At 57.7% G+C, this 26996-nt stretch carries 33 protein-coding genes; 17 read left to right on the top strand and 16 right to left on the bottom strand.

The genetic code is table 11. From position 1 onward, the window contains the following. The coding region (locus CIK74_RS07140; RefSeq protein ID WP_096255090.1) for an Abi family protein at positions 1-740 on the bottom strand (740 nt) is incomplete at its 3' end. 515 nt (positions 741-1255) lie between these two features. On the opposite strand from CIK74_RS07140, the gene CIK74_RS07135 reads away from it, so the two are divergent. Genes CIK74_RS07135 through CIK74_RS07120 form a run of 4 tightly spaced genes read left to right on the top strand, consistent with a single transcriptional unit; the run spans position 1256 to position 4126 of the window. Then, positions 1256-1525: a hypothetical protein gene (locus CIK74_RS07135; RefSeq protein WP_013350295.1), complete on the top strand. Its 270-nt coding sequence runs from the start codon at positions 1256-1258 to the stop codon at positions 1523-1525. A 38-nt stretch (positions 1526-1563) separates the two neighbouring features. Further along, the gene (locus CIK74_RS07130) at positions 1564-2505 is read left to right on the top strand and encodes a metal ABC transporter substrate-binding protein (protein WP_013350294.1); all 942 of its coding nucleotides are present in this window, start codon (positions 1564-1566) and stop codon (positions 2503-2505) included. After that, positions 2505-3236 carry a metal ABC transporter ATP-binding protein gene (locus CIK74_RS07125; protein ID WP_013350352.1) on the top strand — a complete coding sequence of 244 codons (732 nt, stop codon included), beginning with the start codon at positions 2505-2507 and terminating at the stop codon, positions 3234-3236. The genes CIK74_RS07130 and CIK74_RS07125 overlap by 1 nt, the downstream gene beginning before the upstream one ends. 2 nt (positions 3237-3238) lie before the next feature. Next, a complete protein-coding gene (locus tag CIK74_RS07120) occupies positions 3239-4126 on the top strand; it encodes a metal ABC transporter permease (RefSeq protein WP_096255089.1) in 888 nt (295 codons plus the stop codon). Between the two features lie 70 nt (positions 4127-4196). Here the strand turns inward: CIK74_RS07120 and CIK74_RS07115 are convergent, their stop codons facing one another. The 3 genes from CIK74_RS07115 to CIK74_RS07105 form a co-directional block, all read right to left on the bottom strand. Next, entirely contained in the window at positions 4197-4892 is a 696-nt protein-coding gene (locus CIK74_RS07115; RefSeq protein ID WP_096255088.1) for a metal-dependent transcriptional regulator, read from the bottom strand. A gap of 378 nt (positions 4893-5270) precedes the next feature. Then, the gene (locus CIK74_RS07110; RefSeq protein WP_096255087.1) at positions 5271-5678 is read right to left on the bottom strand and encodes a molybdenum cofactor biosynthesis protein MoaE; all 408 of its coding nucleotides are present in this window, start codon (positions 5676-5678) and stop codon (positions 5271-5273) included. After that, positions 5675-6853 (bottom strand): ThiF family adenylyltransferase, encoded by a 1179-nt coding sequence (locus CIK74_RS07105; protein ID WP_240520482.1) that lies wholly within the window; start codon positions 6851-6853, stop codon positions 5675-5677. The genes CIK74_RS07110 and CIK74_RS07105 overlap by 4 nt, the downstream gene beginning before the upstream one ends. Positions 6854-6892: 39 nt before the next feature. Between CIK74_RS07105 and CIK74_RS07100 the strand changes: the two genes are divergently transcribed. Genes CIK74_RS07100 through CIK74_RS07080 form a run of 5 tightly spaced genes read left to right on the top strand, consistent with a single transcriptional unit; the run spans position 6893 to position 9567 of the window. Further along, complete coding sequence (locus CIK74_RS07100) at positions 6893-7144, top strand: MoaD/ThiS family protein (RefSeq protein WP_096255086.1); 252 nt, start codon at positions 6893-6895, stop codon at positions 7142-7144. A 3-nt stretch (positions 7145-7147) separates the two neighbouring features. Beyond that, on the top strand, positions 7148-8380 hold the full coding sequence (glp, locus tag CIK74_RS07095; RefSeq protein WP_096255085.1) for a gephyrin-like molybdotransferase Glp: 1233 nt from the start codon (positions 7148-7150) through the stop codon (positions 8378-8380). Next, positions 8373-8849, top strand: a complete 477-nt coding sequence (gene moaC, locus CIK74_RS07090) for a cyclic pyranopterin monophosphate synthase MoaC (RefSeq protein ID WP_096255084.1) — start codon at positions 8373-8375, stop codon at positions 8847-8849. Before glp ends, moaC begins: the two co-directional genes overlap by 8 nt. Next, complete coding sequence (locus CIK74_RS07085; protein WP_096255083.1) at positions 8839-9330, top strand: MogA/MoaB family molybdenum cofactor biosynthesis protein; 492 nt, start codon at positions 8839-8841, stop codon at positions 9328-9330. The genes moaC and CIK74_RS07085 overlap by 11 nt, the downstream gene beginning before the upstream one ends. 27 nt (positions 9331-9357) lie before the next feature. Beyond that, the gene (locus CIK74_RS07080; RefSeq protein WP_096255082.1) at positions 9358-9567 is read left to right on the top strand and encodes a DUF1653 domain-containing protein; all 210 of its coding nucleotides are present in this window, start codon (positions 9358-9360) and stop codon (positions 9565-9567) included. Positions 9568-9595: 28 nt separating this feature from the next. Here CIK74_RS07080 and CIK74_RS07075 read toward each other — a convergent pair whose 3' ends face one another. Beyond that, positions 9596-10027 carry a helix-turn-helix domain-containing protein gene (locus tag CIK74_RS07075; RefSeq protein WP_096255081.1) on the bottom strand — a complete coding sequence of 144 codons (432 nt, stop codon included), beginning with the start codon at positions 10025-10027 and terminating at the stop codon, positions 9596-9598. A 78-nt stretch (positions 10028-10105) separates the two neighbouring features. Here CIK74_RS07075 and CIK74_RS07070 point away from each other — a divergent pair, with 78 nt between their 5' ends. Further along, positions 10106-11206, top strand: coding sequence for a hypothetical protein (locus CIK74_RS07070; RefSeq protein WP_096255080.1), 1101 nt, complete (start codon positions 10106-10108; stop codon positions 11204-11206). Between the two features lie 60 nt (positions 11207-11266). Here CIK74_RS07070 and CIK74_RS07065 read toward each other — a convergent pair whose 3' ends face one another. From CIK74_RS07065 to CIK74_RS07025, 10 genes are all read right to left on the bottom strand, one after another. Beyond that, positions 11267-11560 carry a hypothetical protein gene (locus tag CIK74_RS07065; RefSeq protein WP_096255079.1) on the bottom strand — a complete coding sequence of 98 codons (294 nt, stop codon included), beginning with the start codon at positions 11558-11560 and terminating at the stop codon, positions 11267-11269. Between the two features lie 67 nt (positions 11561-11627). Next, positions 11628-12278 carry a dienelactone hydrolase family protein gene (locus tag CIK74_RS07060; protein ID WP_096255078.1) on the bottom strand — a complete coding sequence of 217 codons (651 nt, stop codon included), beginning with the start codon at positions 12276-12278 and terminating at the stop codon, positions 11628-11630. Between the two features lie 178 nt (positions 12279-12456). Continuing rightward, on the bottom strand, positions 12457-13239 hold the full coding sequence (locus CIK74_RS07055) for an IclR family transcriptional regulator C-terminal domain-containing protein (protein ID WP_096255077.1): 783 nt from the start codon (positions 13237-13239) through the stop codon (positions 12457-12459). Between the two features lie 102 nt (positions 13240-13341). After that, entirely contained in the window at positions 13342-13998 is a 657-nt protein-coding gene (locus CIK74_RS07050; RefSeq protein ID WP_096255076.1) for a 3-oxoacid CoA-transferase subunit B, read from the bottom strand. Then, entirely contained in the window at positions 13998-14669 is a 672-nt protein-coding gene (locus CIK74_RS07045) for a 3-oxoacid CoA-transferase subunit A (protein ID WP_096255075.1), read from the bottom strand. Before CIK74_RS07045 ends, CIK74_RS07050 begins: the two co-directional genes overlap by 1 nt. Before the next feature lie 41 nt (positions 14670-14710). Continuing rightward, positions 14711-15922: a thiolase family protein gene (locus CIK74_RS07040; RefSeq protein ID WP_096255074.1), complete on the bottom strand. Its 1212-nt coding sequence runs from the start codon at positions 15920-15922 to the stop codon at positions 14711-14713. A gap of 167 nt (positions 15923-16089) precedes the next feature. Then, positions 16090-18366 (bottom strand): choline BCCT transporter BetT, encoded by a 2277-nt coding sequence (betT, locus tag CIK74_RS07035; protein WP_096255073.1) that lies wholly within the window; start codon positions 18364-18366, stop codon positions 16090-16092. A gap of 158 nt (positions 18367-18524) precedes the next feature. Then, positions 18525-18659, bottom strand: a complete 135-nt coding sequence (locus tag CIK74_RS19145; protein WP_256382685.1) for a hypothetical protein — start codon at positions 18657-18659, stop codon at positions 18525-18527. Positions 18660-19009: 350 nt separating this feature from the next. Further along, on the bottom strand, positions 19010-19225 hold the full coding sequence (locus CIK74_RS07030; protein ID WP_141392895.1) for a hypothetical protein: 216 nt from the start codon (positions 19223-19225) through the stop codon (positions 19010-19012). A gap of 75 nt (positions 19226-19300) precedes the next feature. Continuing rightward, the gene (locus CIK74_RS07025) at positions 19301-19774 is read right to left on the bottom strand and encodes a DUF3237 domain-containing protein (RefSeq protein ID WP_229677209.1); all 474 of its coding nucleotides are present in this window, start codon (positions 19772-19774) and stop codon (positions 19301-19303) included. A 163-nt stretch (positions 19775-19937) separates the two neighbouring features. Here CIK74_RS07025 and CIK74_RS07020 point away from each other — a divergent pair, with 163 nt between their 5' ends. The 7 genes from CIK74_RS07020 to pcaC all read left to right on the top strand — a co-directional run bounded on the left by CIK74_RS07020 (position 19938) and on the right by pcaC (position 26378). Further along, a complete protein-coding gene (locus tag CIK74_RS07020) occupies positions 19938-20687 on the top strand; it encodes an IclR family transcriptional regulator (protein ID WP_096255092.1) in 750 nt (249 codons plus the stop codon). A gap of 298 nt (positions 20688-20985) precedes the next feature. Further along, positions 20986-22182, top strand: a complete 1197-nt coding sequence (locus CIK74_RS07015) for a 4-hydroxybenzoate 3-monooxygenase (protein ID WP_096255071.1) — start codon at positions 20986-20988, stop codon at positions 22180-22182. 44 nt (positions 22183-22226) lie between these two features. Continuing rightward, complete coding sequence (pcaH, locus tag CIK74_RS07010; RefSeq protein ID WP_096255070.1) at positions 22227-23060, top strand: protocatechuate 3,4-dioxygenase subunit beta; 834 nt, start codon at positions 22227-22229, stop codon at positions 23058-23060. Next, positions 23061-23639 (top strand): protocatechuate 3,4-dioxygenase subunit alpha, encoded by a 579-nt coding sequence (gene pcaG / locus CIK74_RS07005; protein ID WP_096255069.1) that lies wholly within the window; start codon positions 23061-23063, stop codon positions 23637-23639. A 128-nt stretch (positions 23640-23767) separates the two neighbouring features. Beyond that, positions 23768-25174, top strand: a complete 1407-nt coding sequence (locus CIK74_RS07000; RefSeq protein ID WP_096255068.1) for a lyase family protein — start codon at positions 23768-23770, stop codon at positions 25172-25174. After that, a complete protein-coding gene (locus tag CIK74_RS06995) occupies positions 25156-25953 on the top strand; it encodes an alpha/beta hydrolase (RefSeq protein ID WP_170947784.1) in 798 nt (265 codons plus the stop codon). The genes CIK74_RS07000 and CIK74_RS06995 overlap by 19 nt, the downstream gene beginning before the upstream one ends. A 17-nt stretch (positions 25954-25970) precedes the next feature. Continuing rightward, a complete protein-coding gene (pcaC, locus tag CIK74_RS06990; protein WP_096255067.1) occupies positions 25971-26378 on the top strand; it encodes a 4-carboxymuconolactone decarboxylase in 408 nt (135 codons plus the stop codon). 84 nt (positions 26379-26462) lie between these two features. Here the strand turns inward: pcaC and CIK74_RS06985 are convergent, their stop codons facing one another. After that, positions 26463-26894 (bottom strand): acyl-CoA thioesterase, encoded by a 432-nt coding sequence (locus tag CIK74_RS06985; protein ID WP_096255066.1) that lies wholly within the window; start codon positions 26892-26894, stop codon positions 26463-26465. Positions 26895-26996 lie beyond the last annotated feature (102 nt).

Genomic DNA, 26996 nt, shown 5'->3' with positions numbered 1-26996 from the left:
CTCTTATTCCTGAAGAGCCGGTTAAAGAGCCTCGCGTGGTGCGCGGAAACATTACGCACATAGTTGAGGCTCGCGATCCAGCTTGCCATGATCCTCTTGGAAGGGACACCATACGTCATTGCGATCTCTGTGCCTGTCGAGTTCTGAAGCCCGCCGTACATCCTGCTCAGATGCCCGAACTCCATAATCTCAGTAAGTTCCCAAACCGGCATTTGATCATCATACTTTTGACGAAAATGTGCCACGAAAGACTCATCTGAACTACTTTGCCGTTCCCGCGTCCGAGTGATGAGTACTTCATGCTTACTCGGCCAAATGACTCCCCCGGCTTCGGCTTCGCTAGTCGTAAACGAAGAAACGAATTGGGTGGCGTCAAGATGCGCGAATGGCGACTTCCTACCCAAGACATACCCAAGTTGCATGCGCAACGAAATTTCAATGCGCTCGATGCCATCCAACACCAGAATTCGCAAGGCTCGATCGAAATCAATGAGTTTTCTAGCATGTTCCAGCGAGGTACCCCTGCGGTAGGTATTCAACACCTGGACACGTTCTCGACCATCCGCCTCATAGACAAAACGAGAATCGCGGAAGGGATACAAGTACCCTGTCAGACGGTAATACCCCACAGCCCTCAGTAGCTGTATCCCCGCTTCACGATCACCAATCAGCACACCATTAAGCTCTAGCTTCGCGAGCTGCTCTTCTACCGATAGCCACTTTTTAGTGTATTGAGCCATGAACTTCCCTGTTAAAGAAAATCAGCCCGAGCCATAAGGCGAGCGGGCTGATCATGATGACATCATCATAACAGACCAGAAACCAAAACTGACCACCGTCTCTTACCTAAATACATCTGACTCTATGGGAGGAGCACTAAGACCATTCGACAGTTCCTAAAACGGTCGTTTGTGACACAGTCATGCGCCAGGTTGAGTGGAAATCCTCGACGATTGAGAACTCAACAGATTTTCGAGGATATTTCGTCGCAAAACTCAGTTTCATAAACTATGTGTCGAAAGATTAGCCACTCCACGGGTATTGCCCCACCGCACCCCTAGATCGCCCCGATCCCATCTGGCTATGGGCTCAACCATTCAAACTTCGACCATGAAATGCCTCGGCGATACCAACATCCAAGCACAGGCTACAACCGACATTCTGCATAATTATGCATTATCCATGCTTCAGAAAGGCCCTCGACCTAACAAGTAATATTTTGAACTTCGGTGTACCGAACATTAGAGTTCTACCCATGCAACATAATGCTTCACAACGAACCAACGACGGACTCTGGATCGAAGCCGTCGCATTGTTCCGCGCCGCGCAAGAGTCCAAGCACCACGAAGCGCAGTCACTACTGGGTTCCTCCACCGACCCTGCAACTGTAGTGCGTTACTTCCTGCGACTAGTCGGCATTTACTGCCGCGGCGAAAACCCGACCAAATTAGAACGATTCGCCTCAGCTGCACATCGCGCAGGGCCACCCCCTGAGACCCCGCCATCACTCATGAGCTCACTCTAGATTCTTCAGCCGTAAACCTACGATCGAAAGGCAATCCTATGCCCAGATCTCCACGTTCATTCCGCCCACGCTTTTCCCTTGCTATTAGCGCAGGAGCCCTAGCTCTCCTCCTCACTGGCTGCACCACTTCCCCGCAAAATTACGCCACAACTCAAGAAAAGAAACCGGTGGTCCTAACCACATTCACCGTACTAGCCGATATCGCTGAAAACGTCGCCGGCGACCACCTGCAGATCGAATCCATTACGAAATTCGGAGCGGAAATACACGGCTATGAACCCACCCCGGGCGATATCAGCAAAGCTGCGAAAGCTGACCTGATCCTGGATAACGGAATGAATCTCGAAGCATGGTTCGGCCAATTCGTCGAGGGCTTAGACGTGCCCCACGCTGTTGTCAGTGACGGTGTCGAACCAATCGATATCACCGAAGACGAGCATGCCGGAAAACCTAATCCCCATGCCTGGATGAGCCCGCTAAACGTACAGGTCTACGTCGATAACATGGCCTCGGCATTCAGCACTCTTGACCCTGAAAATACCAATGAATACGCGCGTAATGCAGCAGCATACAAAGAGGAATTACAGGAAGTGCATGACGAGCTAGTCACTGAACTTTCCCATCTGCCCCAGAGCCAACGAGCACTCGTCACTTGTGAAGGAGCTTTTTCCTACCTTGCCAAAGACACCGATCTAACCGAAAAATACATCTGGGCCGTCAACGCGGAGCAGCAAGCAACACCCCAGCAGATAACCTCTGCCATCGAATTCGTCACCACGAACCAAGTACCCGCAGTTTTCTGCGAGTCCACAGTGTCTGACGCGCCCATGCAGCAGGTCGTCGAAGCCACCGATGCCAAATTCGGTGGCACCCTCTATGTGGATTCCCTCTCCGGAAAAGACGGTCCTGTGCCTACCTATTTAGAGCTGATCCGTCACGACACGCAAACGATTATCGACGCATTGACTGGTGAGAATTAATGCCCCCAGCTATTTCGCTTAAAGATGTCACTGTCCAATACGGTGCGATACGAGCACTAGAGCAAGTAACGCTGGATATCAATCCACACCGGGTCTGTGCTCTGATCGGCATGAACGGTTCGGGAAAATCTACCTTATTCAAGACCATCATGGGCCTGGTTCACCCCGTCACAGGAACAGTTTTGGTTAATTCCCATAATCCTGCTGCAGAACGCAAACGTGCAGGAATCAGTTACGTCCCGCAGCATGAAGACATCGATTGGGCATTCCCACTCTCCGTGCGCGAAGTCGTCATGACTGGACGTTACGGAAAGATGGGACTCACGCGCCGTGCTAGGACTGCCGACCATCAAGCCGTCAACGAAGCACTAGAAAAAGTGGAGCTCACCCAATACGCTGACCGGCAAATCGGCCAGCTTTCCGGAGGGCAGAAAAAACGCGCGTTCGTTGCTCGCGGCATCGCCCAAGAAGCGAAGATCCTGCTCCTCGACGAGCCATTCGCAGGAGTGGACAAACGATCCGAAGCAACAATCACCCGTCTAATCCGCGAACTTGCCTATAAAGGTGCCACCGTTGTGGTGTCGACTCACGACCTACAAGCATTACCCGAACTAGCAGACGAGGCCATCCTTCTTATGCGCCGAGTGCTGATGCACTCTTCTCCAGAAAACGTCCTTCAACCTGAGAATCTGGCTATGGCCTTCGGACTTGACGTGCTGGCAAAAGGATAACTGTGCAACTAATCGACCTTCTCATCGAACCGCTCAGCTATGAATTCATGCTTCGAGCTTTGATCACTACGCTGACCGCATCAGTAGTTTGCGCGGTCCTCTCATGCTGGCTTGTCCTCATCGGCTGGTCCCTCATGGGAGACGCGGTATCGCACGCAGTGCTCCCCGGTGTTGTCCTTGCTTATATTGTCGGCGCACCCTTTGCCCTAGGAGCGGTAATCTTCGGATTCCTCGCAGTGCTGCTCATCGGCATTGTGCGAGACACCAGCAGAGTAAAAGAAGACGCCGCCATCGGAATCGTTTTCACCACACTCTTTTCCCTGGGACTAGTCCTCATCTCTGTAACCCCAGCGCACACTGACCTGAACCACATCATCTTCGGAAATCTACTAGGCGTCTCATGGACAGATCTGGCACAAATCATCATCCTCGGTGTCCTAACCCTGGCGATACTCCTCACCAAACGCCGGGATTTCACTCTCTACGCCTTTGATCCAACCCATGCCCACGCCATTGGATTGAACCCACGTTTACTCGGGGCACTGCTCTTAGCACTTCTAGCAACGACAGCGGTCGTAGCGCTACAAGCAGTCGGAGTCATCCTTGTGGTCGCCATGCTCATCATCCCAGGAGCAACCGCATACCTACTAACCAACCGCTTCAGCAGAATGCTGATGATCGCCCCACTCATCGCGGCACTATGCGCCGTTATAGGATTGTATGCGAGCTACTACTTCGACACAGCCTCCGGGGGCATGGTCGTCCTCAGCCAAGGCGCCGCTTTCTTCCTGGCATATCTCTTCAGCCCACAACATGGACTAATCAGCGCCAAACTAGCTAGGTATCATAGGACCCGCAACGAATCCCGGCTACAGCACAGCCCCAATTAAAGAGTAAAGGGAAGCCAGAGGCCGGCGACCCCTCGGATCAGTTGCCTGCCTCTGGGTTCTCTCCCGTCGCCTATGAACCTATTGCATCCTGTGAATCAATGGATACATACAGTGCCTTGACCGCTGCAGCGCCAAGAAGCACAGATTCTTTGGCCCCTGAGATCCGAGCTTCCAATACCCCCGAAAATGGGGCACCTTGACTGATCGACAGCTTTTTCCCAATGCAGAACCCATGATCTTCAAAGAACTTCAGCATTTGAGGGTCCTCGTCAGAAATCCGCTCGATACTTACATCCTGCCCCGCTCCAACATCACTAAGTGGGACAGCGGCTGGCGAATCCACCGCGCCTGACGCCGAAGGGATCGGATCGCCATGGGGATCACGCGAGGGAAACTCCAGTAATTCGTCGATCCGCTCCACCATGAAGTCAGACACCGCATGTTCCAGATTCTCAGCCTCATCATGCACCTGATCCCAGGAATACCCCAGCACCTCGACAAGAAAAGTCTCCAACAGCCGATGCCTGCGGACCATCTGCACAGCATAGCGACGGCCTGACTCTGTTAGCTCCACCGAGCCATATGGTGCATGCTCCAAGAATCCCTGCGTGGAAAGCTTACGGATACCCTCCGACACCGAGGACAACCTCAACCCCACACGATCAGCAATTAACGAAGGAGTTACAGGGGAAGAAGTCCATTCAGACAAACTCCACACGACCTTCAAATATTTCTGAGCACTCGGGGTTAATTCAGAGATGGACATAAACAGATTCTATCTGCCAATGCAGAATCCAGATCCGCCACATTGATTTCTCAGACGTCTCACAACCTAAGGGTTGCAAGACGTCTCGGCGTGCACCGCTCCTTCAGCTTAAAATCCCTGATAACTCAAAGCTAGGACTTTCTCGCAACCATGTGCTGCAACCAATTACGTAAAATCGTGACGCCACTATCCGTTGCGAGACACATTTAGCCAACGGATACCCAACTCGCGGCGCTGACTTTTGTGGAAATCCGGGTCGTAATCAATTCACCTACTTCTAGCAGACCCATCCTGCACGCGCCAGCGCACCTTACGTTCAATAATGACAAATAAATCAAACGTGAACAGCCCAGACGGCTGCGACCGAGGATAAAACGGTTACAGTCCAACCCATTCGGAACTACCGGAAGCGAAGTGCTGCTTCTTCCAGATCGGCACCTCAGCCTTGATGCGCTCCACCAGGTTCTCAATCGCGTCGAACGCCTCCTTACGGTGAGCCGCAGCAGAGGCAGCCACCAACGCGGCATCACCAATCTTCAGCGGACCCACCCGGTGCACGGCCGAGAGCTTCAGCCCGGTGCGCGCCTCTTCCTCGGCGATGATCTTCTCCAAGAAGTCCTGAGCCTGCGGGTGATGCGAATAATCCAGCGAGTTCACCGGCTGGCCACCATCATGGTTGCGGATGATCCCGTGAAAGAGCACCACCGCCCCGGCGGTATCCGACTGCACCGCGGCTCGCACCGCCGCCTCGTCGATCGGTTCTTCGGTAATCAGGGCATAGCTCATAATGAGGCTCCTTCAGTCTTCGAGGGTGCGGCCAGCAGATTCGGGGCCACCGCGGCCAAGGTCGGAATTCCGCCCTCAAGATAGTTTGCGTCGATGCCGCGGCCGGCCAGCAGCGCTGCGGCACGCTGCGAGCGCGGCCCGCGGGCACAGTACACGGTCACTCTCGCAGGAACCTGATCCAGTGCCGCGCCAGCTTCGATAGCTGCTTCCAGTTCAGGCAACGGCATGAACAGCGAACCGGCAATATGATGCTCGGCCCGCTCATCGTCATTGCGCACATCCAGCAGTACCGGAGCATCGGTACCGGCAAGTGCTTCGGCGAGCGCAGTGGCATCGATTCCCCGCACCTCGGGCAGCGCACCGGCACAGAAGAGCACATAGTCGATCAGCTCGGTGACTTCTGCGGCTTGCGGGTCACACGAATATTCCAGGGTGCGGGTGCTGGCGGCCAGCGCATCATAGATCAGCACCTTGCCCACCAGCGACTTGCCGATTCCGGCGATCAGCTTCAACGCTTCGGTGGCCAGCAGCGAGCCGATGGTTCCGCACAATCCAGGCAGCACTCCCCCGGCGGCGCAGTCCGGCACCGTGCCCGGCGCGGGCGGCACCGGGAAGAGGTCGCGGTAGCCCGGACCGAGCTCATGCCAGGCGACGGAGACCTGGCCGTGATGCTGCAGGATCGATCCCCAGATCAGCGGAATGCCAGTGAGCTGCGCGGCATCATTGGACAGGTAGCGGGTCGGGAAGTTGTCGCTGCCATCGATCACCAGGTCATAATCCGCAAAGATCGATAACGCGTTGGATGAATCAAGACGCAGGTTGTGCTCGATAATCTGTACGTTCGGATCCAGCGCGGCGGCTGCCTGGGCCAGCGAGGCCGTTTTGGCCACCCCGATATTCGCGGTGGTGTGGGTGATCTGGCGGTGCAGGTTGGACAGTTCCACCACGTCGTCATCGACGATACCGATGGTGCCTACTCCGGCCCCGACTAGATACGGGATGCACGCGCTGCCCAGCCCGCCTGCGCCGATGACCAGCACCCGGGCTGCGGCCAACCGGCGCTGGGAGACGGAGTCGAATCCGGGCAGCGAGAGCTGGCGCGCGGCGCGTTGGGCCTGCTCGTCGCTCAGTTCGGCCCCCGGGGCAACGAGGGCGGGAAAGTAGCCTTCGCTCATAATCGGATCCTCCGCCCGCTGGCGCGATAGCATGAAGTCATGTCGAAGATTACGATACGCTACTTCGCGGCCGCAGCGGCGGCCGCGGGCACCGAACAGGAGACCTGGGATCGGCCCGAAACCCTGTCCCAGCTGCGTGCACAGCTCGCCGAAGCCTATGGCCCGGCGATGGCCCAGGTGCTGCGTGCCGGAAGCTTCCTGATCAATGGCGTGGTACGCCGCGATGCCGGCGAACTGGGCTCGGCCGACGAACTGACCGTGGATGTGCTTCCCCCGTTTGCGGGCGGATAATCCATGTCCTGCACCCTTCAAACCCATCGCGCCGAACTCGCAGAACTGCTCGGCCCGGTCTTCAGCAATCTCGGCACGCAGTTGCTTGCGGTGACCAGCACCGAACTCTGCGATCGGGTCACCAGCGAAGACCTGTTCGCTGCCCTGCCCATCCCTGCCTTCACCAATTCGCAGATGGATGGCTATGCCGCACGCAGCGCAGAGTTGGCTTCTGCTTCCGCTGATTGCCCGGTGATCCTGCCCCTAGGATTCACCGCAGCCGCCGGGGATCGCCGGATCACCCTGCTACCGGGCAGCGTCAGCCCGGTCATGACGGGGGCGATGATTCCCGAGGGCGCGGACACCATCATCCCCGTGGAAGAAAGCAGTACCGGAAGCTTCCCGGATCTGGTTCGGGCGCACCAAGGCACCCCGTCCGGGCAGGCTACGTTCACCGCGCCGAGTAAACCAGGCCGGTTCATCCGCGAGGCCGGCGAGGATCTGGGCGCCGGAGCCTTGGTAGCCCCTGCGGGCACCCGGCTAACCCCCACCATGATCGCCGCACTGGCCTCCAGCGGCCTCTCCGAAATCCCGGTGCGCCGGACACTGAAGGTAGCACTGTGCACCACCGGGGACGAGCTGGGCGGCCCCAACCCGGCCGAAGGCCAGATCCCTGATGCGAACTCCCCGATGCTCGCGGCCCTGCTGCGCCGCTACGGTGTGGATGTGCGCACCCTCCAGCTGCCCGATGCCCCAGACCGGTTCGCGGTGGCTATCGACCAGCTCCAAGAACAAGTCGATCTGATACTCACCGTTGGTGGGATCAGCGCGGGGGCTTACGAAGTGGTCCGGCAGGCGCTCGCCGGACGCGGAGGTAATTTCCACCATGTGGCCATCCAGCCAGGCGGGCCACAGGGCTTCGCCCGGCTGGAGCACTCCGTAGTGCTGTGTTTCCCGGGCAACCCGGTCAGCGCACTACTCTCGGTTGAACTATTCCTCACCCCGTTACTGCGCGTGCTCAATGGATTGCCTGAACCACAACCGGAGCACTATCCATTGGCACAAACGGTGAGCTCCCCGGAACATAAACACCAGATGCGCCGAGCACTGCTCCGCGAGGGTCAGGTCACCATCTTGGATCCAGGCTCCCATCTGGTTCACGACCTGGCCCGCGCCGACGCGCTGGTGCACATCCCGGTAGGAGTCAGCGAACTGACCGCCGGGCAAAGTGTTGAAATTTGGAGAATGAATGTCTGAGAAACTCACCCACCTACGCGAAGACGGCAGCGCCCATATGGTCGATGTCAGCGACAAAGCTGTCACTAAGCGTGTAGCTACCGCCGAGGCCATCTTCGTTACCCGCCCGGAAGTCATTAAAATGCTGATGACCGGAAACCTGCCCAAGGGCGAAGCACTAGGCACCGCCCGAGTCGCCGGCATCATGGCCGCCAAGCGCACCTGGGAACTGATCCCGCTGTGCCACCCACTACCCATCTCCAAAGTGTCCATTGATTTCACAGCAGAGGATTCGGCCGTGCGCGTTTCCGCACAGGTGACCACCAAGGGTGTCACCGGGGTGGAAATGGAAGCCTTAACCGCCGCCAGCGTGGCCGCCTTGACCCTCTATGACATGGTCAAGGCCGTGGACAAGCATGCCGAGGTCCGCTCGGTGAAGGTAGTCGCTAAGTCTGGTGGCAAGAGCGGTGACTGGGTTCGTGGAGACTGACCGTAGCGCTGCGGTGGTTGTCGCCTCCACCGGTGCCGCAGCAGGAACCGCGGCGGATAAGACCGGGCCACTGATTGCCGGGTGGCTGACCGAGCATGGTTTTGAAACCGGTGAACCACAGGTAGTTGCCGATGGGCAGCCGGTGCGTTTTGCCGTAGATGAGTTGCTGGCTCGTGGCGTCCAAGTAGTGATCATCACCGGCGGGACAGGGGTCTCCCCCGATGACCAGTCCCCCGAAATGGTGGCTCCGTTGCTCGACGTGCAGTTGCCCGGAATTATCGAGGCCATTCGCCGCCGCGGCGAAGCCTCAACACCGCTGTCCATCATTACCCGCGGGGTCGCCGGGTTCGCCGGGGACTGCTTCGTGATCACCTTGCCAGGTTCCACCGGCGGGGTGAAGGACGGGTTGGCCGTGCTGGACCCAATTTTGGAGCACCTGCTGACTCAGCGCAGCGGCGGCACCGGCCACGGTCCACGCTAATGATCTTTGCACTAGGAAGGCTGAACGATGAGCGTTGAAGCTGGTATCTACCAACATTTTAAGGGCCAACGCTATGAGGTGCTGGCCGTGGGCCGGCATAGCGAAACCGAAGAGCCACTGGTCTTCTACCGCAAGCTCTACGATGACTACAGCTTCTGGGCACGCCCCTTGTCGATGTTCGACGAAGTGATTGAACGTGATGGCTATAAAGGTCCACGCTTCACCCGGATCGCTTAGTCAACCCGTTGGTAAGGCATACTCGTGGCTACTGCGAATCAGCCACGTTGTAACGGCTTAATGCGGCGGCGAATGAGGAAATCTGCTCTTCACTCCAGTCTTTCAAGCGTTCGCGGACCGCGGCCCGATGCACGGCGGCGGATTCCGCTAACCGGTTGCGCCCTAAATCCGTTAGTTCTAGCACCCGACCGCGGCCCGCTTCGGCATCGTCATAGGCGGCATAGCCCAGGTCCAGCAGCGTGCCAACCTGCCGGGAGACCGTCGAGCGGTTCAGTGCGAACGCCTCGGCAATATCGGTGGCCCTGGTTCCGGGAGTATCGGCGATAAATCGCAGGAGTGAATGTTCCACCAGGCTCAGCGGTTCGGCTAGGTGCCGGGCACGCGCATTGGCACGTCGGGTGATCATTTGCATGTGGTGGTAGACGGATTGAATATCGGTCTCGCGCTGTTCCCTGCCCATAGTTCGAGTCTAGTACGTGGCGCAAAGATCAAATCTCAATGTTGCATAATGCAACATTAAGAGTAATCTTTAATTTTGATGACTCTCACCGATACCACCCCGCCTAAAATTCCTTCCTCCAAGCACGCAGGCACGCCCGCACCGAAGAAGTCCCCCGCAGCTAAGCCCGCGAAGCTTGGTTGGGAAAAGCTAGTCTTGACCATGCTGATCCCATTCTTCCTCTGCGCGGTGATGGGCTTGTTTTACTTGGGCGCATTCCATGCACCCACCCCTAACAACGTACAGGTGGCGGTGGTTGGCGACTCCGCACAGATCAAGGTCTTCGCCCAGTCCCTCCAGGACAAGGCCGACGGAGCTCTGAACGTGCGCACCGTCGCCGACGCGCAGACCGCCAAGGAACTTGTAGCACAGCGAGAAATCGTGACGGCCTACGAAACCAAGGATTCCACGGCAACGCTCTTTGCCTCCAGCGCGGCGTCGGAAACCTCGCTCAATATTGCCCAGAAGATCTTCATGAATCTAGCCTTTGAGCAGAACCAGCGATTCCACATCGAAGATGTGGTTCCTACCGGGGAACAAGACACCACCGGACAGGGGCTATTCTTCTTGTTAGTGGCGCTCAGTATCGGCGGTTATGCCAGCGCGGTTCCGCTCGCTGGCTTCATGGGCAAGGTCAAGCTTCCGATTCGCTTTCTTATGGCCGCCGTCGCGGCTGCCGTGGTAGCCACGATTGCGGTGGTAATTGCAGGACCGGTATATCAGATCATCAACAGTCACTTTGCCGGCATCTGGCTGATTTCATGGGTCTACGCGGCAGGCATCACCCTGCTAGGCCTAGGCCTGCATCCACTTTTGCGGCACTGGACCACACCGGCACTGACCCTGTGCTTCGTCGCCTTGAATTTCACCAGTTCTGGCGGGATTTTTCAACCAGAAATGCAGCCGGGGTTCTACGGCGCACTGAACACTTTCTGGAACGGGGCGGGGTGGTTGCACGCGGTGCAGACCCTGGTCTACTTCCCGGACCAAGCACTTGGCATGGATATTTTGCGACTCATCTTGTGGCTCGTTCCCGGTGCGGCCTTGATTATTTTGACCCACACTTGGAGCGTGCGCAATACCCGCTTGGCCAACGAGAAGGCCACGATCAAGGAAGTCGAAGAGACCGTCGCGGTCTAGCTGAACTCATCCAAGTGCATATTCAATAGCCGGTTCACCCCAAGGTGGCCAGCTACGCGGTTAGTTGCGCAGCGCCGCCGAACGGGCGGCACCCAAAGCAGCGTGCAGCCCGTCTACGGCCTGGGCCATCACGGCAGTACCCACGTCCTGAAATGACCCCATGCCTCCGCGGTAAAGCTTCAAGGCTTCGTTAGCCGATTCGCGCAGCTGCGCCGGGGTTTCGATGTCCGCGAAAAGTGAATCGAGCCAATCGGCCATGTGGGAGCGCCGCGAATCCCGGTCGTGCACCACTGCGCGGTGCAGTGTTGCGATCGCCTCGCGTACTTCGTCCAGCGTTTGATTCAGCGTAGCCATGGCACCAGATTACCCTTGCGACTGGCGCCGAAGCTGGGAATGCCATTCACCAAAAGAGGCGACCGGCTCAGGCCTCGTCGCCCTGCAGCGCACCTAGGCGCGAGGCGACATGATTGCGCACGTCGTTCAGCTCATCCATGTTGATACCGTGAGCCAACCCAGGGTAAGTCCGCTGCGTCAAGGTCGAGTGCCGAGGCAAGAATTCGGTGGTGCGCTCGATAGCTATCGGAGCGATCACGCGGTCTTCGGTGCCGCGGCCCCAAAATACGGGCGGAAGCTGTTCGGCGAGTATAGCGTCCGCCGGCTGCTCGCCACCGAGGACAAAACCGCCAAGGATCGTAGTGGCCAGCACGCGTTCCGGACGAGTTCGCAGCAGCTGGCTTGCCATCAAGCCACCTTGCGAGAAGCCGATGGGGATGATCTTCGTTGTCTGATCCAGATTGGCGTCGATCCAGGCCCAGATAGCCTCGGTAGCGGCTTCTACCGGAGCCGCATCGGGCACTCCCGGGGTGGTGATCTGGAACCAGGCCGCGCCGCCTTGCCCCAGTTCCACGGGGGCTCGCAGCGAAGCCCACTGCAAGTTCAGACCTAGCGGCGCTTCAAGCGAGCAGAGGTCATTCTCGTTGGAGCCGAAACCATGCAGGAAAATCAACACTGCTCCGGAATCCGGGGTGCGATTCCACTTCTCGGATCGCACGTCGCTCAACATTTTGCCCATGGCGGCTCAACTCCTCATAATGACGTCCGGGTCGCGCCCGGAAAATGCAAAGCTCGCACAGGCGCGTTGCCACGGAAAATCTCCGATATAACAACCATACAGGAATTAGTTGAAGATACAATCAATTTTCTGATGGTCAACCGCTCACCCGACTCAAAGGCAAAGTGAACAGTAATGCTCAGCGGCTTGCCGCCAAGGCTTCACGCACCTGTTGCGCCGCGTTTAATAGTTCAGGCAAGAACTTCTGCGCGGACTGCTCGGCCGTTTCCGTCGTATTCGGGCGCACACTCATGGACACGTTTAATGCGGCCAGCACCGTGTGCTCCGAACCAAAAACGGGCACAGCCACCGAACGCAACCCAATTTCCAGTTCTTGATCTACCACCGCGAAACCTTGCGTGCGAATCTTTTCCAATTCCTGGAGCATTTCCTCACGGTTATCGATCCCCAATCCGGTGACCGAGTGGATGCCTGCGGTCAGCACGGATTGTTGCACCTGTGCAGGCTGGTAAGCCAAATGCACCCTGCCCATGGAGGTGTTCACCGCCGGGAAGCGGGTACCGACCGAGATACCCACGCGCATTATCGAGCGGGTGTGGACGCGGGCAATATAAACAATGTCAGAACCGTCAAGCACCGAGGCCGAGGCCGATTCATGCACCTTGGCCGACAGTTCTTCCAACACCGGCTCGATCAGCTGCGGCAAGGTAGCACTGGATAGATAGGCGTATCCCAGTTGCAAGACCTTGGAGGTTAGTTCGAAGTACTTGCCGTCCGAGCGAACATAACCAAGATCTTGCAAGGTCAGCAAAAATCGGCGCGCGGTGGCGCGCGACAGCCCGGTCAGCACGGCAACTTCTGAGAGCGTCATTGACGGGTGCTCAGCATCAAAGCTGCTGATCACCTGAAGTCCGCGCGCTAAAGACTGCACGGACGTAGTAGTTGCGGCCTGCTCGCTCACGGGACTCCTTGCACAAGCCGTGATCACGGCCCGCTGGTATTGAAAAAGTGGGGGTGCCTTACACAAAATATTGGTAAAGCACCCCCACTAATCTACTGTGTTTTAGGCTTTGGTCAGTTCAACCGGCAGCTTGGACTGCAGTTCTTCGAAGCTGATTCCGTGCGAGGAACGCACGAAGACCTTCCCGCCGCGCAATTCAAAAATTGCCACTTCGGTGTAGATCCGCGAGACACAACCCAGACCGGTGACCGGGTAGCTCAGTGCTTCGACAAGCTTTGATTCACCGGTCTTGGTGAACAGGCTCATCATCACCCAGGTCTGCTTCGCACCGATGGCTAGATCCATGGCACCACCGACGGCAGGGATCGCGCCCTCGGCACCGGTGTGCCAGTTGGCCAGGTCGCCAGCCTCGGAAACTTGGAAGGCTCCAAGTACGCAGACATCCAAGTGTCCGCCGCGCATCATCGCGAAGGAATCTGCGTGATGGAAGAAGGAAGCTCCGGGAAGCTCAGTCACCGGAATCTTGCCCGCATTGATCAGATCTTCATCGATATCATCCCCGGTGGCTACCGGCCCCATACCCAACATCCCGTTTTCGGTGTGCAGGGTCACGCCCTGCTCACTGGTCAGGAAGTTGGACACGTTGGTCGGCTGGCCGATGCCCAGGTTCACAAAGGCGCCGGACGGAATATCCGCGGCAACCTGCTGAGCCATGTCGTCGCGGCTGAGTTTTTCTTGCGTGTTGGAGTAGTTGCTCATTATTTGTTCCCTCCAAGTGCCACAACGGTATCTACATAGATGCCCGGGGTGATGACGTTCTCCGGATCCAGGTCGCCAGCTTGGACGACCTCGTCCACCTGCACAATGGCCTGCTTGGCGGCGGTGGCCATGATCGGACCGAAGTTACGCGCGGTCTTGCGGTACACCAGGTTGCCCATGGTGTCGGCCTTCAGCGCCTTGATCAGTGCGAAGTCCGCATTGATCGGGGTTTCGAGCACATAGCCCTTGCCGTCGATGACGCGGGTTTCCTTGCCTTCGGCCAGCAGCGTGCCGTAACCGGTCGGGGTGAAGAAACCACCGATGCCGGCACCTGCGGCGCGGATACGCTCGGCCAAGTTGCCCTGCGGAACCAGTTCCAGCTCGATCGCACCGGCGCGGTAGGCCTCATCAAAGTGCCACGAGTCCGACTGGCGGGGGAAGGAGCAGATAATCTTCTTCACCCGGCGTTCCTTGATCAACAACGCGAGGCCTGCGTCAGCCTGCCCGGCGTTGTTATTCACGACCGTCAAGTCCTTGGCGCCGCACTCCATGAGTGCATCGATCAGTTCCATCGGCTGGCCGGCGTTGCCGAAGCCACCGATTAGGACGGTGGAGCCGTCCTTGATTTCGGCGACGGCGTCCGCCGCCGAGTTGGCTATACGTGGTGCCATGTTTCTGCCTTTCTAAAGATTTGGGGACCGAAGCAGTTGGACTACTTGGTAGCGTTTTCGTTCTCGATGACTACTGCCAGCCCCTGGCCAACACCGATGCAGATTGCTGCGACACCGTAGCGCTGACCGGATTCTTGCAGACGGCGTGCAGCGGTACCGAGGATGCGCAATCCCGAAGCACCCAGCGGGTGGCCGATCGAGATAGCCCCTCCCCAAGCATTGACGATGGTTGGGTTGATATCCCAAGCGCGGATGCAGGCAAGGGACTGCGCGGCAAAGGCTTCGTTGAGCTCAACTACGGAAATATCGGTCCATTTCAGACCGGCCTTGGCCAATGCCTTATTTGCTGCCTCTACCGGGGCAAAGCCGAAGAACTGTGGATCCAAGGCAAAAGAAGCGTTGGAGACGATGCGCGCCAACGGCGCTGCGCCCAGTAGCTCGCCGCCGCGGGCGGACCCGATGAAGGCTGCCGAGGCGCCGTCGTTCATTGGCGAGGCGTTGCCCGCGGTGACCGTGGCATTCTCGCCGGTGCGGAACACCGTGCGTAGCTTGGACAGGGATTCTGCGGTGGAATCCGCGCGAATGGTCTCATCGCGGGTCAGCTCGGTTCCACGCTTGTTCGCTGGTGGAACCGAAACGACGAGGTTGTCATACTTACCGGCGTCCCATGCGGCCGCTGCCTGCTGGTGGGACAGGGCCGAGAATGCGTCCTGGTCTTCACGGGAGATGTTGTGCTTTTCGCGCAACTGTTCGGTGGCTTCACCCAAGGACACGGTCCACTCACCGGGCATGGCCGGGTTAACCAGGCGCCAGCCCAAGGTCGTATTGGCCAGCTCGAGGTTGGACATCGGGAAGGGACGCTCGGTCTTTGGCAGTACCCATGGGGCACGGCTCATGGATTCGACTCCGCCAAGCAGTACCAGGTCCGCGTCGCCGGTGGCGATCTGGCGGGTGGCTGCGATGGCTGCGTCCAGCGATGAACCGCACAGGCGATTCATGGTGGTGCCCGGCAGGGAGGTAGGCAAACCTGCCAGCAAGGTACTCATGCGTGCAACGTTACGGTTTTCTTCGCCGGCACCGTTGGCGTTACCGAAGATTGCCTCGTCAATGGAGCTGGTATCGAGCTTGGGCGCGCGTGCCACGAGCTCGCGCACCACGTGCGCGGCCAAGTCATCGGGGCGGTGGGAGGAAAGCGCTCCGCCAATTTTTCCGAAGGGGGTTCGAATTGCGTCGTATAGGTAGGCCTGCTGCATGTATCCACTGCTCCATCGCTATATCTTGTTCACATCGTGAACTTAAGTTCGTGATATGAACTTTAGCAGTTGATTGTCTTCGTTTTCAAGAGGTTTGAGCAAAGAGCTTCTACGGAAGCCATCGCTGAGCAACGGCAGACTGAGCGGGTTTCCAGGTGTTGCGTGGATTAATCCACCTTCGGTTTGTCCTGGTCTTCAGGCTCAGCACCGTGAGGTTGCCCGGCAGCATCAACGCGTGGCACCACGCCGGTCGCCGGCCTTGGCGGGGTCAGCACCGAGGCGGAATCATGTTCGGTGGAGTACTTCAAGAACGACAGGTGCGCTTCATAACGGTCAAGTACGTCATTGATGACCTGCTCGCGGTCCAAGCCCATCACGTCATAACCTTCGGTTCCGGTTTGAGTGAACACTTCAAGCCTGAAGTACACGTCGATTTCTCGCGACATCGAACGCGCGCCAAACATTGGGACCGGAGCTTCCACCGCTGCCACCTGATAATGGAAATTACGGTGTTCCGGAATATAGACAACCAGCGCATGCTCGGCGATCTGGGTCTGCTCGTTAGGGGTGGTGGTCAGCTCGGCGTGGTAACCGAGCTTCATGAATTCCTGGGCCACATCCTCCAAAGCAGGATGAACTACCTTGTCCACGTAGCGTGCGACCTGCTTATTGGATGGGTAGGAACGCAGCTGCGCCAGACGCTGACGCCAAGTCTTATCCGGGGCCGCCCCGCCATGCGCGGCAGTAGCCCGCCGGCGATTCATCCGGCCCTCACGTTCGGCTCGTTCCATGCGCAATACCTTGGAGAACGAAGCCATCACCAAGTAGGCAATAATCGTCACCGGCAACGCAAAGATCAGCGTGGCATGTTCCATGGTGGTGACGCCCCCGGCCACGAGCATGGCTACGGTAAGCAACGCGGTCAGCAGAGCCCAGAAGATCCGCAGCCATTTGGGTCCGTCTTGTGACGGGTCGGGAATCGTTGAAGAGAAGTTAGACATCACCATCGCGCCCGAGTTGGCGCTGGTCAGATAAAAAAGCAGGCCGGAGAGCGTGGCAAGACCAATCAAGAAGGGAGCTCCGGGGAACATTTCCAAAAGACTGTACCAACCATGTTCTGGAGAGTCGATGGCTTCTTGGGCGAACCCGCTATTGCCGTCCATCACCACCTTCAACGCACTATTGCCGAAAATGGACACGATCAGGAAATCACAGAGCACCGGCGCGGTAATCGCTGCGATCACGAATTCTCGTAACGTGCGTCCACGCGAGATACGAGCCAGGAACATGCCCACGAAGGGACCCCACGCCAACCAGAAGGCCCAGAAGAATAGCGTCCAGCTGGCCATCCATTCAGAACCATCGTCCTGATAGGCGAAGGTCTGCAAGGTTCGTTCGGGAAAAGTGAAGATAAAACGGCCAATGTTCTCCACCAAGGCGGTCAGCAGGAACGAAGTTTTTCCCGTCACCAATATGTAAAGCATCATTGCCGCGGCAGACCAAAGGTTCAACTCGGAGATAATCCGGATGCCCTTATCAACCCCCGAGGTGCATGCGGCAATCGTCATCACCACGGCGACCACCACCAAGGCAATCTGCAGGCCCAACCCTTCGGAAAACCCGAAAATCGAGGCGAACCCCACGTTGAGCAGCACCACGCCGATACCCATGGAGGTCGCTACACCGAAGACCGTCCCGACCAGCGCAAAGATATCAATAACATCCCCGGTGGCACCGCGCACCCGTTTCCCCAACAGAGGGTAGAGCGCCGCACGGATGGATAGCGGCATTCCCCACCTGTAGGCGAAATAGCCCATGGCCATGCCCAATAGCGCGTACATGGACCAGCCGGCCACACCGTAATGGAACATGGTCCAGACCACCGCGTCCTGGGCCGCGGCCGCGGATTCAGGGTCAGCCGCAGGCGGAGCAATGAATTGGGTAATCGGCCCGGTGACCGAATAGAACAACATGTCGATACCCACACCGGCAGCAAAAAGCATCGCGACCCAGGTGACTAAGTTGTATTGCGGACGAGAATGGTCCGGCCCCAGACGGACGCTACCTTCCTTCGAGAACGCCACCCACAGAACGAAGAGCACCACCAAGGTGACGGTTAGGACGTAATACCAGCCGAGATTAGTCGAAATCCATGCAACGGTAGTGGCCATCGTCGAAGCGGCATGATCCGGGGTGAGCATCGCCCAAGCGGAAAATGCAATGATGAGCAATGACGAAATCACAAAAACGCGCCAGTTGACCTTCGTGCCGCGTTGCTCCGTGAGTTCTTCAGGCCCTTTGCTCAGTTCTGAGCTGGTCATCGGGGCTCGAAATTCTTCGACAACAGGATTTTTAGGCTTCTTGCTGACGCCAAATTGGCTGCGTTCCACCGTGGGCTGAAGCTCGTCTTTGAATTCGTCCGAAGCGTCGTGGTGATCAGCCATGCAGTCCTCCTAAAGTCAGAGTCCACACTGTGGCTAACGACCCGCATATCTAACTAGCGCGGCATTGGGTCATACAATGCGGACACGATGGCACAGTACACCGTTGGGTCTCTGCAATTTTTATCGTAGGCGGTGCCAATGCCAGGCACCAGCGACCATCAATAAATATCGCTTGCTTTGACTGTTCCGAGAAAAATCCATTTTTCTCCCATAACCACGCCGGCAAGGAGTTTGAGACACCAGCCCGCAACGGTTACGGTGCTCCAACGTTCAAGGAATAAATCTTCCGACATGAGAGTACACCCCTTCACGAGCAACTGCCCTGCTTTTTATTGGACGATTCCTCGGTTCGATACGCACCCTCCACTCCGGCGCAAACGCTGCCGTTGAATATCAATAGCCTCCGTCCCGCTTGCAGGTCTGCCTTTCCCCGAACGGCAACGTCAGGCCCGCGAAATCACAGGTCTCGTCGGCTCAACCCTTCTCATCGAAGTGGCTGGAACGCCGAGACCCGACCACGAAAGAAAATAATTGAACCGAGATCCAAGTCATACCCGGATCTCGGTTCAGAAGCTTACCCACATTCCAGTTCGTGGATATTGATCGGCAAACATGCTCTGAGGCGAAGCAGATATTTCGCCTGCTACTGGGCGCTGTATGCGAGATTGAGTGGCTTCCATCCGGTGTCCTGATCAAATTCCGCATCCGATACAGCAAGCCCACAGATCGAGCCAATGAAATTACCATCCTTGTCGAAGACGATTTCGTTCCAGTTCGCGATGGCTTCCTTGTAGGACACAGCCTCAAACTTATGCGAGGGCTCACCGACCGAGTCATAGGCAGTCCCTGCTTTTCGCAAACTGAACACCCCCTTCGCGCGCATCACGGACGTGTTTTGATACTCCCCCACTCAAAGGTAAGGCTCCACGTCGCTCTACCTCACGCGAAATACATCGATCCGGACCCCCTGGGCAAGGCGTTCACCGGTGCCAAGGAATAACGTGCGGTTCAGCCATGCATAGGGTCCGGATTCATCGGCAGAAAGAGCCGGCACACAACGGAAATAAACACGGGACGGGTCCACGTGCTCTCCCGACATCATGCGCTCAAGGTCCGCAGGGTCAGCCGTGCGTACAGCACGGTTCTCGACCAAAATTCGGTGCCCATCATCGAGCTCAAGCACGTAGTTCGCTTCGAGCAGGGCAAGATCTGCGCTTGGATAGCGTTGGAAGTCTGCCCCGGCATCTAATACGCGTCCCCTCATCTGAGGACCGCTAACGCTACCACCACGAATCGGAGCGACCCGGCGCACGCCTTGCGCGGTGTTGCCGATGGTGATCGTCTCGCTTACCGCAACTTCGATGGTTGCCACGAAGTCCAGACTAGGCGGAGTGGGAGTAATTTCCACGGTTGATCCTTTCGCTTATTTGGGTTCAGCCTACTGCTGGCGCTTCGAGGCGAACTCAAATTCACTGAGAATAACGTACTAAGAAAATGTCAGCTAGCCGTATGGTTACCTCGTCGTGTTACAGCAAAAGGCACTCGTCAAAACCCTGGTTTACAGTAGGGTCATGGCCAATTCGCCCAGCGGGGATTCAATGCTGGATCGCTTAGTGCGGATCCTGGATTCATTTGACTCAGAAAATCAGTCACTGAGCGTCATCGCACTGGCCCGCCGGGCAGAAATTCCCAAAGCCACCATGTATCGGCTACTCGATGAGCTGGTTGGCCATGGTCTGCTGGCGCGGGACAAAGACGGGCAAGTGCGCCTCGGACTGCGGTTGTGGGAGCTGGCCAACCGCAGCACCACCACGCAAGATCTGCGCAAGACCGCGTTACCTTTTATGGAAGACATCAACCAGCTTCTAGGGCAGAACACGCAGCTATCAATGCTCCACCAAGACGAAGTGCTGATCATTGAACGATTGTCCCGTCCTGGCTCCGTAGTCAACCAAGCCAGCGTGGCAGGCCGAATGCCGGTGCACAGCACTTCCATGGGGATGGCACTTCTAGCATTTTCCCGCCCAGAAGTGATCCGCGAGTTCCTGGACCGCCATCGTGAAATCATGAATTCAACCCACCCGAACTTCCGCGCCGAGATGGCAGAGATCAGACGCAACGGATACGCCTCGTTTGACGGGTTCATCGATCCCGAGACCACCGGCGCGGCGGCACCGATCCTGGATAATTCCGGTTACCAAGTTGCCGTGCTTTCGGTGGTAGTTCCCCGCGATTCAACGTCTCTGCAGCCTGCAGCGATGGCGCTACGCACCGCGGCCCGAGGTATTTCCCGAGCGCTGCTTTTGACTAATACCCCTTAGCGCCCCTAGCCTCGGCGCCATGCGATGATCGGCCAAGATCGATGACCGTTCACCGAATCACTCAAGGCCGGTGCGCCGATTTTGACTTCGGAATTCCGGCAGGACTGCTCTGGCGTGTAGCACTGAGCCGCGAAGCGTAACCAACCATTCACTTTTCTCATTCATTGAGACTCTTGGTGCCGGCCCGCCGGGTTCCACAGCATTCTTGAGGAAGTTCCACATCCTCGACCACCAAGGGGAATCCGGCAATGCTGCCGAATTCTTATACTGCTGGTCCCGCACAGACAGGCAGGATCCCATGGTTCAGAGTCCACGCATCATCAAGACCAAGGTCGGCATCATCGGTGGCGGCCCCGCAGGCCTGATGCTCTCGCATCTGCTTTCTAAATCCGGCATCGACAACTTGGTAGTCGAAATGCGCGACCATGAGACAATTCGCAACACCCACCGCGCGGGCATTCTCGAAGCGCAAGCAGTTAAGATGCTCTCCGACTCTGGAGTCAACGGGCGAGTACTCACCCACGGAGACGAGCACGCCGGAATCGACCTTCGTTTCAACGGTGAGTCGCATCCGTTGGATTTCCGCGATCTCGTTAACGCCACGGTCACCCTGTACGCACAGAACGAGGTTTTCGTAGATCTGGCAGCAGCCCGCCAGCGCGACGGTGGTGACGTTCGCTTTAACTGCGAAGTCACCGAGATCCTGGATATGGAAACCTCCACCCCGAAGTTCCGCTTCACCGACGCGCAAGGCACCCTCTTCGCGGTTCACGCCGACGTAATCGTCGGCGCCGACGGGTCACGCTCCTTTGCCCGCAGGCAAATGCCAGAAACGGTGCGCAAAGACTTTAAAGTCACTTACCCCTTCGCCTGGTTTGGCATCCTCACCGAGGCACCAAAATCTGCACCTGAACTGATCTACGCCAACTCACCGCACGGGTTTGCGCTTATTTCCCAGCGAAGCGAAACCGTGCAGCGCATGTATTTCCAGTGCTACCCCAATGAAGATGTGAACGCGTGGAGCGATGACCGCATCTGGTCGGAACTGCAAAAACGCGTGGATGGCCCCGATAATTTCCAGCTGAAAACCGGCGAGATCTTCGACAAGACCATATTGGGCTTTCGTTCCTTCGTGCGCGAGCCGCTCTCCCACGGGCGCATGTTCTTGATCGGCGATGCCGGGCACACCGTGCCGCCGACCGGAGCCAAGGGATTAAACTTGGCCTTCGCCGATGTGAAGGTGCTCTTCGAAGCACTCGATTCGTTCTTCTCCACGGGTAGCGAGAAGTTGCTAGGCGGCTATTCGGATCTGGCTCTGAAACGGGTTTGGAAGGCACAGAACTTCTCCTACTGGGTGACGTCAATGCTGCATACTCCGGTGGGCGCCGACCCGTTCATGGCCAAGCGTGCACTAGGCGAACTGGAAACCGTCACCTCTTCGCGCTACGGGCAGCAGTACCTGGCAGAGTCATACACCGGCTGGCCACACTCTTAAACCACAGGCATAACAACAACCCTCCATTCCGAAAGGAGCACGTAGTGAGCACCGAAACCACCAAGGACGAATCGTTCGAGAATTCGCACGTCCTAGACCCTGCGGCCACCGCCGACTCGCAGGAAAAAATCACCGACGAGATCACCAGCATTCACGAGGCTTACCGCCAAGAAGTGGTGTCCGGGAAGAAGGCTGAAACTCAGCCACGCATCAACTTTGCCCCGTATCGTTCCTCGCTGCTGCGCCATCCCACCAAGAACCTGCACCATGTGGATCCGGAAACCATTGAGCTGTACTCCCCTGCCTTCGGTCAGCGCGACGTCCACGCACTGGAATCGGATCTGACCATTCAGCACAACGGTGAACCAGTCGGCGAACGCATCGTCGTGGCCGGCCGCGTGCTCGACGGCGACGGCCGTCCGGTCGCCGGCCAGCTGGTGGAAATCTGGCAGGCCAACGCCGCCGGACGCTACATCCACAAACGTGACCAGCACCCCGCTCCGATCGATCCGAACTTCACCGGTGTGGGCCGTGCGATCACCGGACCCAACGGCGAATACTCGTTCACCACCATCAAGCCGGCACCGTACCCGTGGAAGAACCACCACAACGCCTGGCGCCCGGCACATATCCACTTCTCGCTATTCGGCACGGACTTCACCCAGCGGATGATCACCCAGATGTATTTCCCCGGTGATCCGCTCTTCAGCCTGGACCCGATCTATCAGGCCATCACCGATCAGGATGCCCGCGACCGTTTGGTCGCAACCTATGACCACTCGATTACCAGCCACGAATGGGCCACCGGATACAACTGGGACATCGTCCTGACCGGCTCAAACCGTACGTGGATGGAAGACGAAAAGGGAGATCACTAAATGCCTCAGGCACCAGAACTTAAACTCGCTCCCACCCCGGGACAGACAATTGGCCCGTTCTACGGCTATGCGTTGCCTTTTGAAAAGGACAACGAACTGGTCAATCAGGCCAACCCGAATTCGGTGCGCCTCCATGGGGTTATCACCGACGGCAAGGGTGAGGTTATCCCGGATGCACTGCTAGAAATTTGGCAGGCAGACGAGAACGGAAGCGTGGTTTCCCGCGACGGCTCGCTGGTTCGTGACGGGTACACCTTCACCGGCTGGGGCCGCACCGCGGTGGACAACGTCGGCCACTACACCTTCACCACGGTAAATCCGGGCGCCACCGAAGACGGCAAAGCCCCGTTCATCATGCTGACCGTGTTCGCCCGCGGGCTGCTCAACCGTCTGTTCACCCGCATCTATCTGCCCGAGGACACACGGGCTCTGGACAATGACCCGTTGTTGTCCTCGCTGACTGAAGCACAGCGTAAAACCTTGATTGCTACCCGCGAAAAAGACGGCTCATTACGTTTTGATATCCCCTTGCAAGGCGAGGACGAAACCGTGTTCCTCGCCTACCCACGCGAGAGTTAAGCACTCATGACAGGCCCCGTGTCAGCGCACCGGCATCCGAAGAAATTCGGTGCTGGTGCGCCCACGGGGTTTTGCCCGTTGTCGGGCACTAAAGTTTGAGACCTACCCACCAAAGAATTGAGGGACGTGTGGACACCGTGGATTATGGCCTGCTCTCTCCGGCTTGGGCCGGAACTGGTGCTTCCGCTACCGCCAGCGACGTGGCGTTCGTGCAGGCCATGTTGGATACCGAAGCCGGATGGGTGCAGGTGCAAGCAGATGCCGGCTTATGTTCCGCCCAAGACGCACAAGCCGTGCGCTTAGTCGCGCAGGTACAACGATATGACCTAGCCCTGCTTGCCGAAAAAACCCCCGATGGTGCTAATGCGCTGATCCCGTTGCTCGGGATGATGCGCGAGCTGCTGAGCACTGATGGCGCCCCGACAACGGCTAGTGCCGCGTTGCACCGTGGTGCCACCAGCCAAGACATCATCGACACCGCCCTGATGCTAGTGCTCGCACGCACCATGGTCGGGACACTCACTAATTTACGCAACACCGCCACCGGGTTAGCCGCGCTTGCTCAGGCTCACCGTGACACTGTCTGCATTGCCCGCTCGCTGACCCAGCATGCGTTGCCAACGACCTTCGGATGGAAGGCCGCCAGCTGGCTAAGCGCGGTATTGAGCGCCGAAACCCAGCTGGATGCCGCCTCGAAGCAACTGTCCCTGCAGTGGGGCGGTGCGGTAGGGACGCTGGCATCACTCGAACAGTTCCTTGTTGATCATCCCGAGGTTTCGGCCACCAGCGCGAGCCTGACCGCCGATCTTGCAAGCCTGTTGGGTCTGTCCAATCCCGGCGTCCCCTGGCATACCAACCGCATGCCCATTGTTCAGGTTGGTTCCGTCTTAGCCGCATCCGTTGCGGCACTGGGAACCTTCGGTGCGGACGTACTCACCGCCTCCCGACCTGAAATAGGTGAATTATCCGAACCCCGAGAAGCGGGCAAGGGTGGTTCCTCAGCCATGCCGCAGAAGCAGAACCCGGTACGTTCGGTGTTGCTGCGCAACGCTGCATTGAGCGCCCCAGGGCTGGTGAACACGTTGTTTACCGCCGCGGGAACTGCTGTAGACGAACGCCCGGACGGCGGCTGGCACGCCGAGTGGAGTGCGTTGCGTGAACTTGCCCGGCTGGCGGCCGGAGCTGCGGCCCACGGCGCATTTTTGGCACATGGCCTGAACGTAAACCAACCAGCCATTGCAAAAAACCTTGCCTTGGGTGGCGACGCGATACTTTCCGAACGTTTGGCCACGGTGCTGGCACCATTAGTGCCCGGCGGCAAGGCGACCATCCAGGCTCTGGTGCGTCGCAGTCTGAGCGAGGATCTGCCGCTGCGTGAGCTTTTGCGTTTGGAAATCGCCTCGCACGATCTGAGCGATAAAGACCTTTCCGATTTACTTGATCCGGCCGGCTACCTTGGTGCCGCGGATCGTTTCACTACAACCGTTCTCGCCGAATATTCGGCACGGAAGGAATTATGGCAGTCCCACAACTAACTCCATCGGTGCTTCACACCAACAAAGAACTCCCAACCCTTATCGTTGGCCCTTCGCTAGGTACCGCTTCCCTGCAACTATGGGGACCGGCGGTGCCATATCTGAAGGATCACTTCCAGCTTATTGCGTGGGATCTTCCCGGACATGGTGCAAGCAAGCCCTCCACCGAAGAGTTCTCCATGAGCCAGCTGGCCACCGGAGTGACCACCATGATCGATGCGTTGCGCACCGACGGGGTCATCACCGATGGCAGCAAGCTGTTCTACGCCGGAGTTTCCGTTGGAGGCGCGGTCGCATTGCAGCTGGCGGTCGATTACCCAGGTACTTTTAACGGACTGTCGAGCATCTGCGCCGCGGCAAAGATTGGCACTCCCGAAGGTTGGATGAAGCGAGCAGAACTCGTAGCTAAGGCCGGTACCCCCACCATGGTGACGGGTTCCGCGCAGCGTTGGTTTGCCCCTGGCTTCATCGAGAAGGAGCCGGTCATCTCCACCGACCTGCTGCACAATCTGCAGGACGCGGATCGTTTTGCGTACGCCCATGTATGTGGTGCGCTGGCAGGATTTGATGTCCGCGAGCAGCTGGCAACGACGACCGACCCAATTATCGCCATCAACGGCGCCCAGGATCAGGTCTGTCCTCCGGCGGATGCCCAATTTATTGCCGAGAACGCACCGAAGGCCACGGCGGCCGTTGTTGACTCCGCCGCGCACCTAGCCCCGGCCGAAGCACCCGAGGAAACCGCCGCCATTCTGGTCGATTTCTTCACCAGCAACTAGGGAAAGGTCAAAAACTTATGTCAGATTCTCAGCGTCAGCCCGGCGACACCTATGATGCAGGCATGGTCGTCCGTCGCGAGGTGCTCGGTAGTGAACACGTAGATCGCTCCACCAACAATTCGAACGAGTTCACCGACGAATTCCAGGAAATGATTACCCGCTACGCATGGGGTACCATTTGGACCCGCGATGGCCTGCCGCGCACCACCCGCAGTGCCATCACGCTGACCGCCATGATTGCCGGCGGTTACTGGGAAGAGCTGGAAATGCATGTGCATGCCGCACTGCGCAACGGCATGACCGCAGAGGAGATCAAAGAAGTCTTCTTGCAGTGTGCCATCTACTGTTCGGTTCCTGCAGCAAACGTTGCCTTCAAGATCGGCAAAAAAGTCTTGGACGAGTACGCCGCGGAAGAAACCAAGTAGCAAAGTTTCCCAACCGCCAAAAACCAGTGACCCCGAAAGAATCAGCTGATTCTTTCGGGGTCACTGGTTTTCAGTGGGCAAGGCTTAACTGCGCGCTGGAATCAGCGACTCCCCCAGCCAGCCACGTTCAATATCGTTGAGCGGGCGTGAGGATTTGCCATCTTGAGCTAACGGAACCATGACCGTGGTTGAATCGAAGACCTGCTCGCCATCCTGATAACCGATCCCGCGCACGGTAAAGGATTTGTTTCCCACGCGGCTAATTCCCATGCGGATCAGCATTTCTGGCTGGTAATAGAGCGGGCGCAGGTAATCGATATTAATCGAGGCGACCACCGTCCCATATTCAAAACGTCCGGTGTTGCCGTCTTCGCGCGTCCACCTAATTCGCGCTTCTTCCATCAGCGTGACGATGCGGGCATTATTAACATGCCCGAGGGCATCCTGATCAGACCAGCGAAGTTGCAAAAGTACCTCGGTAGCTGCGGCTAAATCCTGCTGGCTTGCTTCACTCATGACATCCATTTCATCAAAATTTGGCCTGTGCACCTAGTTGGGTGACGTGCTATCTTGTGTCAGTTTTTTGAAATGCGTTCCCAACCCTGTCTGTCAGGATCA

It is taken from the genome of Glutamicibacter sp. BW77, assembly GCF_002332285.1.
Lineage (GTDB): Bacteria > Actinomycetota > Actinomycetes > Actinomycetales > Micrococcaceae > Glutamicibacter > Glutamicibacter bergerei.
The sequence above is the reverse complement of the archived record's forward strand: the minus strand, read 5'-3'. Positions and strand labels throughout refer to the sequence as shown.